Genomic DNA, 18892 nt, shown 5'->3' with positions numbered 1-18892 from the left:
TGGCATCCCATCCCGGCAAGGACCTTGTGCGACTCCAAAAAGACATTGAACAGGCGCTTAGGGGTATAACGGACGCACCGACGTGCGCTCCGCCGCGTGCGCGGTTATTGCTATACGGGTTGTTGTCTTCCTTGGGCACCTCTGTCCCTTCATTCGCATGCCCCACAGCGTCGCTCTTATTCACACCATCGCTGCGGCGCTGGGCCTTGCGCTCGCGTTCGGCTTTGTGGCGGCGCGTCTGCGGCTGCCTGCGCTGGTGGGGTACCTGCTCGCAGGCGTGGTGCTCGGGCCTTTCACGCCGGGGTTCGTGGCCGATGCGGGTCTGGCCAGCCAGCTGGCAGAGATCGGCGTGATGCTGCTCATGTTTGGCGTGGGCCTGCATTTTTCGTGGGGCGACTTGCTGGCCGTGCGAAAGATCGCCGTGCCCGGTGCCGTGGTGCAGATGATGGTGGCCACGGCGCTGGGGATGTCTCTGGCGGTTTGGTGGGGGTGGGGCCTGGGAGGCGCGCTGGTCTTCGGGTTGGCGCTGTCGGTGGCCAGCACCGTGGTGCTGCTGCGTGCGCTGGAGACGCTGGGCATTCTCGATACCCACACCGGCCGCATCGCGGTGGGCTGGCTGGTGGTGGAAGACTTGGCCATGGTGCTCGTGCTGGTGCTGCTGCCACCCCTGGCGGGGTGGCTGGGCGGAGCGGCCGACACGTTGGACGGCGCCACCCTGTGGCAAACCCTGGGCTGGACCTTGCTGCAAGTAGGCGCCTTTGTGGCCCTGATGCTGCTGGTGGGCCGCCGTCTTTTTCCCTGGCTGCTGTGGCAGGTGGCGCGCACCGGGTCCCGCGAACTGTTCACGCTCTGCGTGGTGGCAGCCGCCGTGGGCATTGCCTTTGGGTCTGCGGCTCTCTTTGGCGTTTCGTTCGCGCTGGGGGCTTTTTTTGCGGGCATGGTCATGCGCGAATCGGAGTTCGCCCACCGGGCCGCCCATGAGTCTCTGCCGCTGCGCGACGCCTTTGCGGTGCTGTTCTTCGTTTCCGTGGGCATGCTGTTCAACCCGGCGGTCTTGTGGGACCGGCCACTGCAGGTCATCGCGGTGGTGGGGATCATCATGGTGGGCAAGACCGTGGCGGCCGCGGGCCTGGTGCTGGCGTTCCGCTATCCGCTGCATACGGCGCTGACGGTGTCGGCCAGCCTGGCGCAGATCGGCGAGTTCTCGTTCATTCTTGTGGCGCTGGGCGCATCGCTGGGCCTGTTGCCGGCCGAAGGCGGCAGTCTGGTGCTGGCGGGCGCGCTGATTTCCATGGCGCTGAATCCGCTGCTGTTTCACGCCATCGCGCCGCTGCAGGCATGGCTGCTGGCGCGCTCCGCGTTGGCCCGCAGGCTCGAGCAGCGCGATGACCCGCTGGCCGAGCTGCCCCAGAGCACCGATTCCCGCTACCTGGCCCGGCAGGTCGTGCTGGTCGGCTATGGCCGTGTGGGCCGCAGTGTGGCCAGTGTGCTGGCGGCCAGCGACATCCCCTTTGTGGTGGCCGATCAAAACCGCGAGCTGGTGGAGGCCTTGCGGGCGGACGGCGTCGCTGCTGTGTTTGGTGATGCGACAGACCCGGCCGTGCTGATCCAGGCGCACATCGCCCGGGCCGCGATGGTGGTGATTGCAACGCCGGGCACGCTGGATGTGCGCCAGATCATCGACACGGCCACGACGCTGAATCCAGCGATCGAGACCGTGGTTCGCAGCCACAGCGACGACGACGCGCGCCGCTTGCGGCAGGAGTGGGGAAGCACGGTGTTTGTCGCCCATGACGCGCTGGCTGCCGCCATGTCCGACCACGTTCGGGAGCGCACGCGCACGCGCAGGTCGCGGCCCACCGGGCCTGCGCCGCTGCATGAGCGGGGTTGAATCAAAAATATTCGGTAAAAATCGGCCTCAGCGCTTACTGCATAAGCACTTCAAGCTATATTTTTGATAGTAAACAGCGGCTTTCCCCGGCTTCATCCGTTGCCGCCCTTGGGTGCGATGGGATGTGGTGGCGGGAAGGCACGGGCGTTTGCAGGTGTCGCGTGACCAGCCCGGAACTGGGTTGCGCTCTCGGTTGCGCTGTCTGTGGCACTCGCTCTCATGTTGGCCTTGACGCCTGGGCGAGGGGCAAGCCAGTCAGAGCCCTTGCTCGGGGCTGCTGTCTCAGTTTTCCTCGAACACCAGTGGGGGGATTGCCATGACCCGTGCGGTCTGGCCCAGTTCCTCGATCACGCGGTTGGCGAAGTAGCTGTTCTGCGTGTCTGGCTCCAGGGCCGCCACCGCCAGGTGGGCGCGGGGCTGGTTCAGGGGAATGTAGAAGCTGCCCGCAGGCACGTCGATTGCGCTGCGCATCGGCGAGACCTGAACGCGCACGATGCCGGTGTCGCCGGCAATCGTGCCGATGACGTCGCGGCGCTCGCCAGACTCGCGCGCCGTTTCGCGATAGGTGTCGGCCAGCACAGAACCTGGCTCGGCAATCCGCAGCACCTGCAGGCCCAGCAGTTTCAGTCGTTCGACGGCTGCGCTCGAGTTGGCCGACAACCAGTAGCCGCAGGGACGCGCGCGGGTCTTGGTGGGCTTGAGGTTCACGGACGAGTTCCAGTCGACGCGGATGACCTTGTCGGCGCCGGTCTCGGGGTCGATAAAGTCCAGGTCCCTTTGGGTGGGCGTGGCGGCGGCCTCGATCACGACCTGGTCGCGGCAGGCCTGCGCGCTCACGTCGCGCACCACGAAGGACCGCACCTGCTCCAGGTTGGTTGCGCGGTCGGCGGTACTGCGCAATGCGCTGGTGATGGCGGTGACCTGGGCGTGCACGCGCCGCTGGATGTGCATGCGGCCTATGCCCACGCCCCGGGTCTCGACGAGCAGGCTCACCGTGTTCTTCAGGCCATTCACATTGCGCCCCGTGTCAGGCTGGGTCCCGCCCATCGAGATGGTCTTGTCGTCGGGCCGCGTCGAGGTGGTGTAGTACCAGTCGCTGGTCAAGCCCTGTGCCTTCAGGGCGGCCATCATCGGCTGGTGAAACCACTCCTGCGAGGCCTTGGTCAGAAATTCAGGGTAGTTCGCCGTCGTGGCGTACTGCAGCAGCGCGTCATAGCGCTGGATGGCGTTGAATTTCTCCAGATAGCGGCCCACCACGGTGTACTCGTGCGCATCGACCACCAGGATCGGGCGATAGTCGTTCACCACGCGGGCCAGAGCGCGGGCCTCGGGTGTGTTGAGCAACAGGTGGTCGCGGTTCATGTCCACGCCATTGGCTGTCACGCGGGTGCTGGCCGCTGCGCCGTCCGGGTTGGCACGGGGGATGACCACGACGTTGATCTTGTCCAGCAGGGGCTCCAGCAGGCCCTGCGTGAGTTCGCGGCTGATGACCAGCAAGGCCTCCGATCCGGCGGGCTCGTCGCCATGCTGCTGCCCGATCAGCACCACGGTGGGCCGGCCGCTGGTGTCCAGCGTGGCGGGGTCCGTGCCCGCGGCGCGGGTTGCCAGCAGGCCCAGGATGGGCTCACCGCGCTGGGACATTCCGAGGTCCAGCAGCCGTGTGCGCGTGCCATCGCTCTGGGGTGACTCCGCCAGCGACCTCAGCCATTGGCCCAGCTCTGCATTGGTCGTGAACGCGCGGCGGTCGCGCCCCAGCCCGGGCGTGCTGTAGGTGACGGAAGGGTCTGGAAAGCGGGCTGCCACGGCGGGCCCGTAGGGCGGCGCCAGCGGCCCTTCGTTCTGCACCAGCAACGGCGCCTGAGGGGGCAGCGGGCTGGCGATGACGGAAGTCTGCGGCGGGGGCGTTTGCGGCTGGGGCTGTGACAGCGCGGGCTGCCCTGCCTGGCCCAGAGGCGCCGGGACCACCACGCCAGCCTGGGGACGGGGCGCTGGCGCGGGCGGTGCCGGACGCTGTGCTGTCGGGGTGGTCGGCCAGGGGGGGAGCGGCGTGCTCGAGCAGGCTGCCAGTACCACGGCGGCCAACAGGGCCGACGCCTTCCAGCGAAGGGGGGGCAATGCAGCGGTTGGGTGCGTGCCTGGCGTGGAGGCAGACGGCGGGCAACGGAAAAAGTGGAGCTTGGTCATGATGGGGGTCTGCCTCAGACGGGGCGCGTGGCCGGATGTGACGGCGATGTTACCTTTGCATCACCCCGATGCCGTGTCAGCCTACATCCCGTTGCAAAGCGGAGGTTGACAGCTTGAAAGTTGGGGGGGCTCGCGGGTGCGGACGCCGGTCCTGCTTGGAATACCTTGGCACGCTTCAACGCGTGCAGGCCCTGCGTGCAGGTCACTGAAGAAGCTTGACCCATGCCGCCTCGCTGGAAAGCGATGGCCCGGCGCGGAGGGGCCGCCGTGCGGCGGCAGCCCCCAGTGACATCACAAGGCGCGTGGGCGGCAGTCGGCTGACGGCCGCCGCAATGCGCCTGTGCGCGGGTCAGCGGTTGAAGGATCCGCGGGAGCCGCCCGAACCACGGGGTCCGTTGCCACGGCCGCCGCCCGATCCGCCATAGCCCCCGCCGCCCGGGTTGCCACCGCGGTATCCTCCGCCGCCGCCACGCCGTCCGCGCTCCGCCATGCTGTCCACGCTGGTCCGCATGGGGTCGGGCTGCCCGCCGCCATGGCCGGAGCTGCGATGGCCCGGATTGCTGTGGCCCGAATGCGTGCCCAGGTGCGCGTTGGCGCGGGGGGGCTGGGCGTCGTCATGGCGGTGGTGTGCGCCGCCACCTTCCTGGCGCGGGCCACGGCTGCGGGCGGGTGCTTGCTGCTGGGCGTTGCCACCCCGCGCTCCGCCGCCCTGGCCGCCACGGCCGCCACCGGCAGCGCCCTGGGGGCCACGCCCGCCGGAGCGTCCGCCGCCGCCACCACCATTGCCATTGCCATTGGCCTGGCGCGGGCCGCGCTCACCCTGGCCCTGGCCGCCGCCCTGGGTCGCCTTGTTGGTGCGGATGCGCTCCATCATCTCGCTGCGGGCGGCCTTCGCGGCGGCCTGCATCACTTCACGGCTTGGGGGCTTGCCCGCGCCGCCCCAGATGGTCTGGCGGCCCATGGCGATGGGCTCGGCCTTCTCGCCGGGCTCGGGGCCGAAGCCTTCGATGACCTGCACGGGGATCTGCTGCTTGGTGAAGCGCTCGATCTCCATCATGAAGCCTTCCTCGTCCATGCAGACCAGGCTCACGGCCTCGCCGCTATTGCCGGCGCGGCCCGTGCGGCCGATGCGGTGCACGTAGTCTTCCGAGACATTGGGGATTTCGTAGTTCACGACGTGCGGCAGCTCGTCGATGTCGATGCCGCGCGCAGCGATATCGGTGGCCACCAGGGCGCGGATGTCGCCGCTCTTGAAGCCCGCCAGGGCCTGCGTGCGGGCGCTCTGGCTCTTGTTGCCGTGCAGGGCCATGGCCGAGACGCCGTTCTTGGTCAGGAACTCGGCCACGTTGTTGGCGCCGAACTTGGTGCGCGTGAACACCAGCACCTGGCTCCAGTTGTGCTGCTGGATGATGTGCAGCAGCACCTGCTTCTTCTTGCCGCGGCCCACGGGGTGGATCACCTGGGTGATGCGCTGCACCGTGGTGTTGCGGGGCGTGACCTGAATGCTCTGGGGGTTCTTGAGCAGGCCATTCGCCAGCTCGCGGATTTCGTCGCTGAAGGTGGCCGAGAACAGCAGGCTCTGCTTGTCGCGCGGCACCAGGGCCAGCACCTTCTTCACGTCGTGGATGAAGCCCATGTCCAGCATGCGGTCGGCTTCGTCCAGCACCAGCACTTCCACGGTGGACAGGTCCATGAAGCCCTGCTGCTGCAGGTCCAGCAGGCGGCCGGGGGTGGCCACGAGGATGTCCACGCCGCGCTTGATGCGGTCGATCTGCGGGTTCATGCCCACGCCACCGAAGACCACGGTGGAGTTGATGTCGAGGTATTTGCCGTATTCGCGTACGGACTCTTCCACCTGGGCTGCGAGTTCGCGGGTAGGGGTCAGCACCAGGGCGCGGATGCCCTTGCCGCCAAACTTGTTCTTGGGTGCTGTGCCTTGCGCGAGGCGATGCAGCATGGGCAGGGTGAACGCTGCGGTCTTGCCGGTGCCTGTCTGTGCGCCTGCCAGCAGGTCATGGCCTTCCAGCACGGCGGGAATGGCCTGGGCCTGGATGGGGGTGGGCGTCTCATAGCCCGTTTCATGCACGGCCTTCAGGATGGCAGGAGCCAGGTTCAGTTCGTCAAATGTCATGTCGTCGGATACGCCCGTCCGGGGCGCTGGGTATCGGCCTGTCGTACAACCTGCGGGTTGCCGAGCCAGTCTCAGGCTGATGAGGTTCAGGAGTGGGAGCCGGGAAGCGGGGTGCTTCTTTTGTCCCCAGCAGTGTGCTGATGCGGCGGGCAACTGGAGCCCGTCACGGGGCATATTGTCGCATGGCCCGATAATCACCTTTTGCACGCAGAATTTCTGCCCACTTCCCGCAGGTTAGAGAACCCAATGGCCCAATACGTCTATTCGATGAATCGCGTCTCCAAGACCGTGCCGCCCAAGCGGCAGATCTTGAAAGACATCTCCCTCAGCTTTTTCCCCGGTGCCAAGATCGGCGTGCTGGGCCTGAACGGCTCGGGCAAGTCCACGCTGCTCAAGATCATGGCCGGGGTGGACAAGGAAATCGAGGGCGAAGCCATCCCGATGCCGGGCATCAAGATCGGCTACCTGCCCCAGGAGCCCCAGCTCAACCCCGAGCACACCGTGCGCGAGAGCGTGGAAGAGGCCATGGGCGAAGTCTTTGCCGCCAAGGCCAAGCTCGAAGAGGTGTATGCCGCCTACGCCGAGCCCGATGCCGACTTTGATGCCCTCGCCGCCGAGCAGGCCCGCCTGGAAGCCATCATCGCCACCGCCGGCACCGACTCCGAGCACCAGCTCGAAATCGCCGCCGATGCGCTGCGCCTGCCCCCGTGGGATGCCAAGATCGAGCTGCTGTCGGGGGGCGAAAAGCGCCGCATCGCGCTGTGCCGCCTGCTGCTGTCCAAGCCCGACATGTTGCTGCTGGACGAGCCCACCAACCACCTGGATGCCGAGTCCGTCGACTGGCTGGAGCAGTTCCTGCACCGCTTCCCTGGCACCGTGGTGGCCATCACCCACGACCGCTACTTCCTCGACAACGCGGCCGAGTGGATCCTGGAGCTGGACCGGGGCCACGGCATTCCGTACAAGGGCAACTACAGCACCTGGCTGGACCAGAAGCAGGCCCGCCTGGAGTCCGAGCAAAAGGGCGAGGAAGCCCGCGCCAAGGCCCTGAAGAAGGAACTGGAGTGGGTGCGCCAGAACGCCAAGGGCCGCCAGGCCAAGAGCAAGGCGCGTATCGCCCGCTTCGAGGAACTGAGCGACTACGAGTACCAAAAGCGCAACGAGACGCAGGAAATCTTCATTCCTGTGGCCGACCGCCTGGGCACGCAAGTCATCGAGTTCAAGAACGTCACGAAGTCGTTTGGCGACCGCGTGCTCATCGACAACCTGTCCATGAACATCCCGGCCGGCGCCATCGTCGGCATCATCGGCCCCAACGGCGCGGGTAAATCCACGCTGTTCAAGCTGATCGCGGGCCGCGAGCAGCCCGACAGCGGCGAGGTGGTGATTGGCGCCACCGTGAAGATGGCCTTCGTGGACCAGCACCGCGATGCGCTGTCGGACGAAAAGACGGTGTGGGAGGACATCTCCGGCGGCCTGGACATGATCAACATCGGCAAGTTCACCATGGCCAGCCGCGCCTATGCCGGCCGTTTCAACTTCAACGGCGGCGACCAGCAGAAGAAGGTGGGCATGCTCTCGGGCGGTGAACGCGGCCGCCTGCACCTGGCCAAGACGCTGATCGCCGGTGGCAACGTGCTGCTGCTGGACGAACCCTCCAACGACCTGGACGTGGAAACCCTGCGCGCTCTGGAAGACGCGTTGCTGGAGTACGCCGGCACGGTGTTGGTTATCAGCCACGACCGCTGGTTCCTCGACCGCATTGCCACGCACATCCTGGCGGCCGAGGGCGACAGCCAATGGAAGTTCTTTGACGGGAATTACCAGGAGTACGAAGCCGACAAGAAAAAGCGTCTGGGCGAAGAGGGCGCCAAGCCCAAGCGCATGCGTTACAAGGCGCTCAAATAACGCGTCAGGTCAAGTAGCATTGCTGCCGGAAGTTTCTTCGTTTCCATCCCCCACCATGTCCCAGACAGCGCTTCGTTCGAGAACCGTGTTTCGCGCCTGCGTTGTCAATGCCGTACGGGGCGGCGAGGCGCTGATGGGGCAGCTCGTCAAGGTCACGCAGTCGGCCCTGGCGGAGGAAGAATCGAGCAACCGCAACATCCAGCAGCGCAACCTGATCAGCGACAGCCTGCGCCTGCTCAACCAGCATGAAGCGGCGCTGGTCAAGGGCTACTCCATGGCCCTGCTGGAGATCTTTGCGGAAGGGCCGTCCATCGCCAAGGGGCGTGCGGCCGAAGACACCGGCATGGACTTCGGCGAGCTCTCGCTCATGGACGAGAGCGAGATGCAGGCCCAGGTGGAGCTGTCCAAGGCCCAGCAGTCTGCGCTGCATGCCACCGACGCGGTGCTGGCCGAACTCAACACGCTGGTGAGCGCGGCGCAAGGCCTGCGCAGCGTGCAGCCCGAGCGCAACCCCCTGCGGCCGGAGAGCTACATCCGTGCACTGCAACAGGTGGTGGGTGAAACCGGCGTGCCGGCGGAAGTGCGCCAGCTGTGGATGCAGCACATGCGCGACCTGCTGGGCAAGCTGCTGGTGGATGAATACAAGAAAACCGCCGCCAGCCTGCGCGAACATGGCGTGCAACCCGTCGGATACGCCGTGGTGGGCACGCCCGGTGGCGGCGGTTCGCGGGGCGGCGGCGCTCCCGGCACGGGCTATGGGGGCGGATATGGCGGCGGTTCTGGCCCTTCGGGCGGGCCCGGCACGGGCTACGGCGGCGGCTACTCGGGATACGGCCATTCCGTGAGCGGACCCATGGGCGACTATGGCAGCACGGGCTACGGCCGCAGCGGCATGGGCGGCGCGGCAGGCTGGGGCGGTGATTCGCAACAGGCACTGATGGCCCCTGCGGCCGAAGAGGCGCTGCTGACCGTGGGCATCCTGCGGCAGATGCTGGCAGGCGGTGACCCCTTCGACCCCCGAAATTACAGCGCCGCACCGGGTGGACCGCTGCCCTTGGGCGCCGTGCCGCTGCAGCAGGTGCCGGTGGGCATGCCTGCCGGGGGCGGCCAGCCGGGCTGGGTGGACCCGCGGGGCGCCGGCGCCGGCTATTTCCCCGGCGGGGCGGCGGCCGCAGAAGCCATCGAAGACATGGCGCAGCTGGAGCGGCTGGTGGGTCGTCTGGCGGGTACTGGCCCATCCAGCCAGCCCGTGTCGCTGGCGGGCCCTTTGTCGGCGTGGCGCGGGCCGGCTGTGGCGCCGGTGCTGTATGCCACCATGCCCATGGAGGGGGCGGCGCAGTCTCCGGCCCTGGCCATGGAGGTCGTGGGCCGCATGATGTTCAACATCGCCCAGGACACGCGGCTGCTGCCGCCGGTGCAAAAAGCCGTGGCCAGCCTGGAGCCGCCGCTCAAGCAACTGGTGCAGCACGATGGCCGCTTCTTCACCGACGGGGCCCACCCGGCGCGCCGGCTGCTCGACGAACTCACGCAGCGCAGCCTGGCTTTCACCGCCGAAACCGCGCCCGGCTTCAGCAGCTTCATGCGCCTGGTGACCGGGGCTGTGGAACATCTGAAGGCCAGCGACATCAAGGATGCCGGCCCGTTCGACACGGTTTTGAAGGCGCTGCAGTCGGCGTGGGACACGCAGGAGCAGAAGATCAAGGCCCACCAGGAGGCGCAGCAACGGGCGCTGGTGCAGGCCGAGCAGCGCGAGCTTCTGGCAGAAAAGGTGTCTGCCGACATCCGCAAGCTGCCTGACGTGGGCAACGTGCCGGCCGACATTCTGGATTTTGCGGCAGGGCCCTGGGCCGACGTGGTGGCCCTGGCCCAGGTGATGAAGGCGCCGGACTCGAACGAGGAGGACCCCGGGGGTTTTCTGGCGCTGGTTCCCGTGTTGCTGTGGAGTGCGCAGCCGGACCTGACGCGGCACGAGCCTGAACGCCTGAACGATTCCATCCCGAGCCTGCTGGCCAAGCTGCGCAAGGGGCTCAAGACCATCAACCACCCGCCCGCCCAGACCAGCGCCTTGCTGCAGCGGTTGGTGAGCCTGCACCAGGCGGCTTTCGAGAAGCCCGCCCCGGTGCCCCGGTCTACCAAGGTGCCTGACGCCGAGCCTGTGGCAGACGCTGTGCCTGTGTCTGAAGCCGTGGCGGATGCACCGGCCGGGCAAGACCCGGGACCGATGCAGGCGCAGGAGGTGGGGTCGGACGTGGGGCAGCAAGCTCCGCAGGCCCCCGAGCCGACCCAGGGCGACGCTGCCCCGGCCGAGGCGGCACCGGAGGCCGCGCCGGATCCCTATGCCGGATTCAAGATCGGCGCGTGGGTTGAGCTGGTCACCAATGGCCGCGTGGTCCGCACCCAGCTGACCTGGGCAAGCCCGCACGGCACGCTGTTTCTGTTCACCGCGCCCGACGCGAGCACGCAGTCCATGACCCGGCGCATGCGCGACAAGCTGGCCAGCGAGGGGTCGTTGCGCCTGGTGCCGCCCGCGCAGCCCCCCGTGGCGCGTTCGGGCGACGAAGGGGGCGCGGCAGCCTCGCGCAGCGGCAAGCCCGCAGAGCCCAGGTCCAGCGGTTCCCGCTCTGCCTCAGGCTCGTCCAAGATGGCGCCGTTGTCGAAGGCGGCACCGCTGTCTTCCTCCCCTGCGAACTCCAAGGGCAAGAACCGCTAGTTTGTGCAACCCCGGGCCAGCGGCGGCGCCTGAGAGTGTGTGCCCGTCAGGCGCGCAGCACCTTCTTGCGCACCAGATGGATGTGGTTGCGCAGCGCATACAGCTCGTCGGCGTAAGACAGCGGCACGCTCACCTTTTCCGCCTGAGATTCGAGGGTGTCCAGGGCCTTGAGCAGTTCGCCGGGCTGCACACTGCCAGACTCCAGCTCGATCTCGATGTCACGCAAGCGGCCGTACCAGCGAAACACGCGTGAGCGCACGCGAAACTGGTAGAGCGGCGGCACGATGCGCGACAGCGGCAGCATCACTGCCAGCAGGATGCCGAGCACCAACCACATGCGCTCCACAAGGTTTGCGATCCAGAACGGCAGGTAGCGCTGCAGCAGCGGCACCGGCTCGTTGATGGCGCGTTCCCCTTCCTTCGCTATCGGGATTTCGCTGAGGCGCGTGCTGGGGAACTCGCGCGCCCGGTTGAACCAGCCGGGCGCACTGTGCAAGGGCTGTGCGTGCTGGGCGAACAGGGTCAGCAGCGCCGGATGGGTGCCCTCGCGCGCCAGCAGCGAGGTGGTGGATGCCACCAGCCGCACATCCTGCGCGGGAACGTCGGCAGCGAGATCCACCACGCCACGCGGCAGGGTGACGGGCGTCAAAAACGGAAAGCGGCGCGCATAGGCCTCGTGCTGCGCAAAATCCATCAGCTGCACTCCCGGCGTTTGCAGCAGCATCTGCACCATGAGGGACTCGGGCGCAGAGGCAAACACCAGAGCGTCCAGCCGGCCCGCCAGGAATTCCACCGTGGCCGGTGTCTGCTCCAGCCGCGAAATCGCCACCTCTGCCGGGTTCACGCGGTTGGCCTCCAGCAGGCGCGCCATCAGCGTGGGAACGCCGCTGCCCTCGGTGCCGACATTCACGCGCAGGCCCCGCAACTGCGGAATGCCGTCGAGCACGGCCGGGGCCTGTTTGGGCGCAGGCATGCCAGCACGCGAGCCCGGGTCGGGCTTTGGTGCGGCGTCGGCGCGGTAGAACAGCCACACCGGCTCCACAAACAGGCTGCCCAGCGACACCAGCTGTTCGGCATCGCGCGGCTGCAACTGCGCGGTGCCGCCCTGCACAAACGCCAGGTCGGCCTGGCCCTGGCGCAGCAGTTCCAGGTTGTGGGACGAGCCCTCGCTGGGCAGCAGCACCACCTCGATGCCCTCCACCGCCAACGCGGCCCGATAGCGTCGGCCAAATTCCTCATACGCACTCTGGGCGGGCCCCGTGGCCAGCACCACCGTTTTGGGCGGGTTCGGGTTGAGCCACCAGTAGGCCAGCGCCAGCAGGCCCGCCCCCAAAAAAGCCAGGGGCCCGGCCGACACGATGAGATCGCGCAGGGACAGCAGGGTGTTGCGAAAGGCCTGGGGCATGGGCAATGAAAAGGGGGGGCGTGTAAGGGAAACTGCGCGCAGCCTGGGCCGGGCGCTTATGCCAGGTCCGCCGCGCAGGGCAGGTGCAGCCCTTCGGCCGTGGTGATGGCGCGTGCGGCCAGGGCGGCCCGGGCGGTGGCGATGGCCGTGGCCTCGGCCGCCATGGTGGCCAGCACCATCATGCCCGGGCTCTTGCCGGCGCGGCCCGTGCCCAGGCTGAACAGGGTGTCGCCGTCCGACATGGTGTGCACGGGGTTGATGCTGCGGGCCAGGCCGTCGTGCGCGGCCACGGCCAAGCGGTGGGCCTGCACCTTGGTGATCACGGCGTCGGTGGCGACCACGCCGATGGTGGTGTTGGTGCCCGCCAGTAGCGGCTGGGGCGGGTCGCCGCGCAGCAGGGCGCGCCGGGTGTCGCGCAGCGCGAGGCCGTCGTCGGTGCGGGCGCCCGCAATCACCCGGGCGGTGTCGGGGTCGATCACGTCGCCCAGGGCGTTGCAGGCGATCAGCGCGCCCACGGTGACGCCGCCCACCGTGACGGACGCCGTGCCGATGCCGCCCTTCATTGCACGCTGGATGCCGAAGATCTTGCCCAGGGCCGCGCCCGTGCCCGCGCCCACATTGCCTTCGGCCGGGTCGGCGGTGGATGCGGCGTCGCACGCCGCATAGCCGGCGGCCGCATCGGGACGCACGCGCATGTCGCCCACCAGCAGGTCGAACAGCACGGCGGCCGGCACGATGGGCAGGCGGCCCACGGCCACGTCGAATCCGATGCCGCGCTCTTCCAGCCAGCGCACGGCGCCGGTGGCGGCATCCAGCCCCCAGGCGCTGCCGCCGGCCAGCATGATGGCGTGCACCTGGTTCACCAGGTTGGAGGGGTGCAGCAGGTCCGTCTCGCGCGTGCCGGGGGCGGCGCCGCGCACGTCCACCCCCGCCACGGCGCCCTCGCGGGCGATGATGACGGTGCAGCCCGTGGGGCGGCGGGTTTCGGTGAAATGGCCGACCTCGATGCCGGCCACGCGGGTGATGCTGCCGGCGTCGCCGGTCCGTGGGTGCTGAGAACTCATGGCCGTGGATTATGGTGCCCGGCCACTGGGGTGTTTCTCGCCCCGCACGGTGCGGCAGCCTGCGGCCTTCAGCGGGCCTTTTCTATCTGCCTGACGTGGTAGGCGCCGCTGGCCTGCTCGGCGCGGAAGCGCACCTTGTCGCCGGGCTGCAGGTCGCCCACGAGGCTGGCATCCGCCACGCGAAACACCATGGTCATGGGCGGCATGTCGAGGTTCCTGATCTCGCCATGCCTGATCGTGAGCCGCAGCGTGCGAGGGTCCCACCGCGTGATTTCGCCTTCGCTCCAGTCGACAGCCTGGGGCGCTGCCGACGCGGTCTGGCCGTCGGGGCTGGGCGCGGCGGCGGCGGGGGTGATGGGGGCTGTGGCCGCAGGGGCCTGGGCCAGTGCCAGGCCCGCGAACGGCATGCTGAGGCCCGCAGCCAGCACGGCGAAAAGGAGATGTTTTGTCTTCATGTCGATGCCTTCTTGTGGTAGCTGTTGAACACACGGGTGCTGCCGTCATGCGCCACCAGCAGCACGTCATAGGGGTCGCGCCGGTCGCCATAGGCAGGGCCGTCCATGCCGGGCGAGCCCACGGGCATGCCGGGCACGGTCAGGCCCAGCGCCTTGGGCTTTTGCTGCAGCAGCTTGCGCACGTCGCTGGCAGGCACATGGCCTTCGACCAGGTAGCCGCCCACCAGGGCGGTGTGGCACGAGCCCAGCTTTTGCGGCAGGCCCAGGCGGGCGCGCACCGCGTTGTTGCCCGTGTCATGCACCTTCACGGCAAAGCCGTTGGCCTGCATGTGGTCCACCCAGTCCTGGCAGCAGCCGCAGTTCGGGTCTTTCCAGACCTCCAGCGGCGTGGGTGCAGAGGCAGGCGGTGCGGCGCGCGCAGTGGTGGGCAGCAGGACGATGGCTGCGGCTGCGCCCGCCAGGGGCAGGGCGGCCGCGAGCCACTGGCGGCGGGCGGGCCGTGCAAGCGAAGCGCGGGATGCGGGGGATGCGGGGGATGAAGAGGATGTCGTCATGGCAGGTCTCAAGAGGTTGGGATTCGGTTGTTGTGGGTCATGGCTTGCGCGGCAGCACGGTGATCGTGCCGGTCATGCCGGCCTCGTAGTGGCCGGGGATGAGGCAGGCAAAGTCGAACTGGCCGGGCCGGTTGAACTGCCACACGATGTCGCCCCGCTTGCCCGGAGCCACATGCGCCATGTACGGCTCGTCATGCTCCATGCCGGGGTGCTTCTTCATCAGTGCGGCGTGCGCGTCCAGCTCCGCTCGGGTGCCGATCACGATCTCGTGCATCACCTCGCCCTTGTTCTCCGCGCGCAGGCGCACGGTCTCGCCTTCGCGCACTTCGATGTGCCGGGGCGTGAAGCGCATGTCGTCCGTCATGCGCAGCATGATGGTGCGCGCTGCGGCCTTGGCGTCCCCGGCAATGCCCCAGGGTTTTTGTTCCTTCACCACCGGCGTGCTGCGCGGGGTGTGGGGTGAGTTTTCATGGCCAAAAATGGCCTCAGCGCTTACCAGTAAAGAAAAGATAGCTATAAATTTAATAGTATTCATGGTGTGGGTTTTCTCAACGTGTCAGTGGGCGTGGCCGCCGGCGGCGGGCTTGCGGGCGCTGGCTGCGCGCGGGGCGTTGCCCGGGGTGGCGGTGCGCGCGGGGCGCGGGGTGCTGGCAGGCGCGCCCTGCCATTCGTAGGCCTGCGTGCCCGGCGGTTGCCGGTAGTCCCCGGGGTCGCGGTAGTCCTGTGCCGCCAGGCCGGGGCGCACCTTGAAGGTGGTGAACATGCCGCCCATCTCCACCGGGCCGTAGGGGCCGGTGCCGGTCATCATGGGGAAGGTGTTGTCGGGCAGGGGCATCTCCATCGCGCCCATGTCGGCCATGCCGCGCTCGCCCATCACCATGTAGTCGGGCACGATCTTCTGGATCTTGCCCACCAGGCCGCGGTGGTCCACCCCGATCATGGTGGGCACGTCGTGCCCCATGGCGCCCATGGTGTGGTGGCTCTTGTGGCAGTGAAAGGCCCAGTCCCCGGGTTCGTCGGCGATCAGCTCCACCTGCCGCATCTGGCCCACGGCCACGTCGGTGGTCACCTCGGGCCAGCGCGCGCTTTTGGGCACGGGGCCGCCGTCGGTGCCGGTCACCTCGAACTCGTGGCCGTGGAGGTGGATGGGGTGGTTGGTCATGGTGAGGTTGCCCACGCGGATGCGCACCCGGTCGCCCTGGCGCGCCACCAGCGGGCTGATGGCGGGGTAGACCCGGCTGTTCCAGCACCAGATGTTGTGGTCCAGCATGGTGTTGACCTTGGGGGTCATGCTGCCGGGCTCCACATCAAAGGCATTGAGCAGGAAGGCGTAGTCGCGCTGCACCTTGGCAATGTGCGGGTGGCTGCCTTGGGGGTGGGTGATCCACAAGCCCATCATGCCCATGGCCATCTGCACCATCTCGTCGGCATGCGGGTGGTACATGAAGGTGCCGGGGCGGCGCGCCATGAACTCGTACACAAAGGTCTTGCCGGGTGGTATGGCGGGTTGATTGAGCCCGCCCACGCCATCCATGCCGTTGGGCAGGCGCTGGCCGTGCCAGTGGATGGTGGTGTGCTCGGGCAGCCGGTTGGTGACGAAGATGCGCACGCGGTCGCCCTCGACCACCTCGATGGTGGGGCCGGGGCTCTGGCCGTTGTAGCCCCACATGTTGACCACGAAGCCGGGCGCCACCTCGCGCACCACGGGCTCGGCCACCAGGTGGAACTCCTTGACACCTGCATTCATGCGCCAGGGCGCTGTCCAGCCGTTCAGCGTGACCACGGGCTGGTAAGGGCGGCCTGTGGGCGGGTGCAGCGGCGCGGCGGTGTCGGCGCTGGTCTGCATGGCGGGCTCGGGCAGGGCGGCCAGGGCCACCTTGCTGACGGATGCGGCGGCCACGGCGGTGGCCGCGCCGGAGAAGAAATTGCGGCGGTTCATGTTCAGTGGCCTTGTGGGGTGGAGGTGGCAGGTGCATCGGCGCTGAGCCCTTGCAGGGCGCCCGGCGATGTGCCCGTGAGGGCCAGCTGCAGGTCGGTCTCGGCCAGCCAGAAGTCGCGCTGCGCCTCGATGGCGCTGGCCACGGCCTGGGTGCTGGAGCGGGCCTCGGCCAACAGCTCCCACACACTGGCCAGCATGCCGTTGTAGCGCAGCGTGGTCTCCTGGGCGACGAACTGGCGCAGCGGCACCACCTCGCTGTGCTGCTGGCGCGCCAGGTCGAGCGCGGTGCGGTAGGTGAGCCAGGCGGCGCGCACCTCGCTGCGGGCGCGCACGGCGGTGTCCTGCAGCTGGGCGGCGCTTTGCTCCACCTCGGCCTGGGCGCGCGTGCGGGCCGCGCCGCCCCAGTCGAACAGGGGCAGGGGCAGCTCCAGCTCCCAGCCGCGGGTGATCTCGCGGTGGCCGCCATCGCGCTCGGTGGCCGTGTTGCGGCTGTAGGCGATGCCGATGTCGCCAAACACGGCACCGGTACGGCTCCAGCCCTGGCGTGCCGCCTGCGTGTCGAGCTGGCGGCGGGCCACCTGCACGTCCAGCCGCTCGCGCAGCGCGGTGGCTTCGATGCCGTCTGCGGGCAAGGCACTGGCGGGCAGCGGCGGCAGCTGGCGGGCCAGCGTGTATTGCGTCTGCACGCCCCATAGCCCCATGCGGCGGTTGAGCTCTTCGCGTGCGGTGGCGGCCGCCAGCTGGGCCCGGGCGTGCTGGCTGCGCGCCTGCTGCAGGGTGGCCTGCTCGCGGGCCTGCTGCAGACGGCTCCAGTTGCCCACCTGCACCATGCGCCGGGCCAGCTCGGCGCCGGCCTCGGCCGCTTCGACCATGCGGGCGTGCGCGCCCGCCACCTGCTCGGCGGCCACGGCGCGCAGCCAGGCGCGGCGCGTGTCGGCGGCCAGCAGCACCACGTCCTGCGCGGTCTGCAGCGTGGCGATCTGCAGGCGCTCGGCATGGCGCTCCATGCGCCAGGGCAGGGTGATGAGGTCCAGCAGGCCAAAGGCCAGGGTGCGCTCGATCTCGCGCTCATGCCCGTTGGCAAAGCGCCCCAGGCTGAGGTGCGGGTTGGGCAGCGTGGTGGCCTGCACCCGCTCGGCATCGGCCACGCCCAGCGCGGCCAGGCGGGCGCGCAGCCCCGGGTTGTTCAGCAGCGCGATGCGCACAGCGGCGTCCTGCGTGAGCGGCTGCGCCAGCCACGCCTTCACCGCGGGCTGAGCGGCGGCGCGTGCAGCGGGGTCAGCGGAGGGCAGGGCGCCGTCGGTGATCCCCGTACGGCTCTGGGCGAGTGCAGACACCTCGCCACGCAAGCCGTCGGGCGAAACGCTGGCGCAGCCGGCCAGCGCCAGGGCGGCAGCGGCCATCGCGCCCCGTTGCAGGTGGCGCTTCATGGCTTGCTCCCTGGGTGCTCGCCTTCGTGGCGGCCGTGCCGCTGTGCGGGCTGCCCGTGCGCGCCGTTGGCGGGGTGTGCCCCGGGGCCGGCGCCGTGCTGGTGGCCGGCAGGGGGCGATGACGGCGCTGCGCCGGGGGCAGACATCGCCGCCTGACGGTTCTCCCAGGCCACGATGTCTGCGTGGCCGCGCGGAAACTCGGCCACCGCGCGGTGCGCATCGCGCCAGGCCTGCTCCGATGGCAGCTGGGCCAGGTCGGCAGATGGGACGGATGGGACGGAACCCGCAGCCGGTGCAGGAGGTGACGGTGGCGCAACGTGCCGCAGCGGCGCGGTGGGTGCGGCAGGGTCCGCCGCATCTGCGAGGGCGGGGGATGCGGCCAGCAGAAGGGGCAATGCCAGAGCCAGACCCGCCGGTGCAACGAGGGCGAGGGCGGGGGTGGGGGCGGGGAACGACCCCGGGAATACGAAAAGACGGACGCGCATGGCGATCTCCAGACGACGAAAACAACAGGCAATGCACTGCGGCCGAAGCGCCCGCAAACGGGGCGCGCCGGTGCGCAGACGCACTTCGGGCGTCGGAGATCAGGCGATGGGGGGTTTGATGGCCAGTGCCGCCGGGGCGCTGTCGAAAGGCGCCGCAATCACGGCGCGCAGAGGGCCGGGCGGCAGCAAAGCAGGTGTGTGGGCGGCCGGCGTGTCCAGCATCGCGGCATGGCAGATCTCGCAGGCCGAGCAGGTGCCGGCATGCTGCTCGGGCGACGCGCAACCGGTGGCGGGCGCGCCGCTGCAGGTGGCGTGGTCGCCCTGGGCGGCAACGGCATGGTGCTGGTGAATATCGGCGGGCTGTGGCGACGCAGCAGCAGGCGCTGCGTGAAAGGACGGCGCGTGGGCCCCTGGCGCATAGGCATCAGAAGCCTGGGCCTGCGGGCCTGGGCCGTGCGCCGCGTGAGAGTTGCTGGTGGCGGGTTGGCCGTGCAGCCCCGCGCCGGGCAGCAACGCAGGCACCATGCCTGCCGCCATGGCAGTGCCCACCAGTCCGCGCAGGACCAGCATCACCACCATCAGCATTGAGAGCGCGCGTCGCATCCGGCAATGATACGGCGCAGGTGTGCGAAGTTCCATCCGCACGGCACCGCACTGCTCTGAGTGGGGCAGCGGCCTTCTGCTTTCACGCGTGTTTCCATTCGATACCTCTGCCCGGCACGCGCCCGGGGGAGGC

General features: G+C 68.9%; 14 protein-coding genes. 3 read left to right on the top strand and 11 right to left on the bottom strand.

Annotation, left to right across the window (positions count from 1 at the left end):
- Positions 1 to 157: 157 nt before the first annotated feature.
- Positions 158 to 1891: a cation:proton antiporter gene (locus tag ACOQFS_RS13155; RefSeq protein ID WP_421563308.1), complete on the top strand. Its 1734-nt coding sequence runs from the start codon at positions 158 to 160 to the stop codon at positions 1889 to 1891.
- 282 nt (positions 1892 to 2173) lie between these two features.
- Here the strand turns inward: ACOQFS_RS13155 and ACOQFS_RS13150 are convergent, their stop codons facing one another.
- Positions 2174 to 4075 (bottom strand): M14 family metallopeptidase, encoded by a 1902-nt coding sequence (locus ACOQFS_RS13150; protein ID WP_421563307.1) that lies wholly within the window; start codon positions 4073 to 4075, stop codon positions 2174 to 2176.
- Between the two features lie 349 nt (positions 4076 to 4424).
- Positions 4425 to 6206 (bottom strand): DEAD/DEAH box helicase, encoded by a 1782-nt coding sequence (locus tag ACOQFS_RS13145; protein WP_421563306.1) that lies wholly within the window; start codon positions 6204 to 6206, stop codon positions 4425 to 4427.
- A 246-nt stretch (positions 6207 to 6452) separates the two neighbouring features.
- Here ACOQFS_RS13145 and ettA point away from each other — a divergent pair, with 246 nt between their 5' ends.
- Both ettA and ACOQFS_RS13135 read left to right on the top strand, forming a co-directional pair.
- On the top strand, positions 6453 to 8114 hold the full coding sequence (gene ettA, locus ACOQFS_RS13140; protein ID WP_421563305.1) for an energy-dependent translational throttle protein EttA: 1662 nt from the start codon (positions 6453 to 6455) through the stop codon (positions 8112 to 8114).
- A gap of 55 nt (positions 8115 to 8169) precedes the next feature.
- Positions 8170 to 10824 carry a DUF1631 family protein gene (locus tag ACOQFS_RS13135; protein ID WP_421563304.1) on the top strand — a complete coding sequence of 885 codons (2655 nt, stop codon included), beginning with the start codon at positions 8170 to 8172 and terminating at the stop codon, positions 10822 to 10824.
- 46 nt (positions 10825 to 10870) lie between these two features.
- Here the strand turns inward: ACOQFS_RS13135 and ACOQFS_RS13130 are convergent, their stop codons facing one another.
- From ACOQFS_RS13130 to ACOQFS_RS13090, 9 genes are all read right to left on the bottom strand, one after another.
- On the bottom strand, positions 10871 to 12229 hold the full coding sequence (locus ACOQFS_RS13130; protein WP_421563303.1) for a TAXI family TRAP transporter solute-binding subunit: 1359 nt from the start codon (positions 12227 to 12229) through the stop codon (positions 10871 to 10873).
- 56 nt (positions 12230 to 12285) lie between these two features.
- Entirely contained in the window at positions 12286 to 13293 is a 1008-nt protein-coding gene (locus tag ACOQFS_RS13125; protein ID WP_421563302.1) for a P1 family peptidase, read from the bottom strand.
- A gap of 68 nt (positions 13294 to 13361) precedes the next feature.
- Positions 13362 to 13748, bottom strand: coding sequence for a copper-binding protein (locus tag ACOQFS_RS13120; RefSeq protein ID WP_421563301.1), 387 nt, complete (start codon positions 13746 to 13748; stop codon positions 13362 to 13364).
- Entirely contained in the window at positions 13745 to 14302 is a 558-nt protein-coding gene (locus ACOQFS_RS13115) for a DUF411 domain-containing protein (protein WP_421563300.1), read from the bottom strand. Before ACOQFS_RS13115 ends, ACOQFS_RS13120 begins: the two co-directional genes overlap by 4 nt.
- 37 nt (positions 14303 to 14339) lie before the next feature.
- Positions 14340 to 14837 carry a cupredoxin domain-containing protein gene (locus ACOQFS_RS13110; RefSeq protein WP_421563299.1) on the bottom strand — a complete coding sequence of 166 codons (498 nt, stop codon included), beginning with the start codon at positions 14835 to 14837 and terminating at the stop codon, positions 14340 to 14342.
- A gap of 21 nt (positions 14838 to 14858) precedes the next feature.
- Positions 14859 to 16241, bottom strand: coding sequence for a multicopper oxidase family protein (locus ACOQFS_RS13105; protein WP_421563298.1), 1383 nt, complete (start codon positions 16239 to 16241; stop codon positions 14859 to 14861).
- Positions 16242 to 16243: 2 nt separating this feature from the next.
- Positions 16244 to 17671, bottom strand: a complete 1428-nt coding sequence (locus ACOQFS_RS13100) for a TolC family protein (RefSeq protein WP_421563297.1) — start codon at positions 17669 to 17671, stop codon at positions 16244 to 16246.
- Positions 17668 to 18156 carry a hypothetical protein gene (locus ACOQFS_RS13095; protein ID WP_421563296.1) on the bottom strand — a complete coding sequence of 163 codons (489 nt, stop codon included), beginning with the start codon at positions 18154 to 18156 and terminating at the stop codon, positions 17668 to 17670. Before ACOQFS_RS13095 ends, ACOQFS_RS13100 begins: the two co-directional genes overlap by 4 nt.
- 99 nt (positions 18157 to 18255) lie before the next feature.
- Positions 18256 to 18759, bottom strand: a complete 504-nt coding sequence (locus ACOQFS_RS13090) for a hypothetical protein (RefSeq protein ID WP_421563295.1) — start codon at positions 18757 to 18759, stop codon at positions 18256 to 18258.
- Positions 18760 to 18892: the final 133 nt, after the last annotated feature.

The organism is Paracidovorax sp. MALMAid1276 (genome assembly GCF_049198005.1).
Classification (GTDB): Bacteria; Pseudomonadota; Gammaproteobacteria; order Burkholderiales; family Burkholderiaceae_C; genus Acidovorax.
Note: the sequence above shows the minus strand (reverse complement) of the source record. Positions and strands in the feature narration are given on the sequence as shown.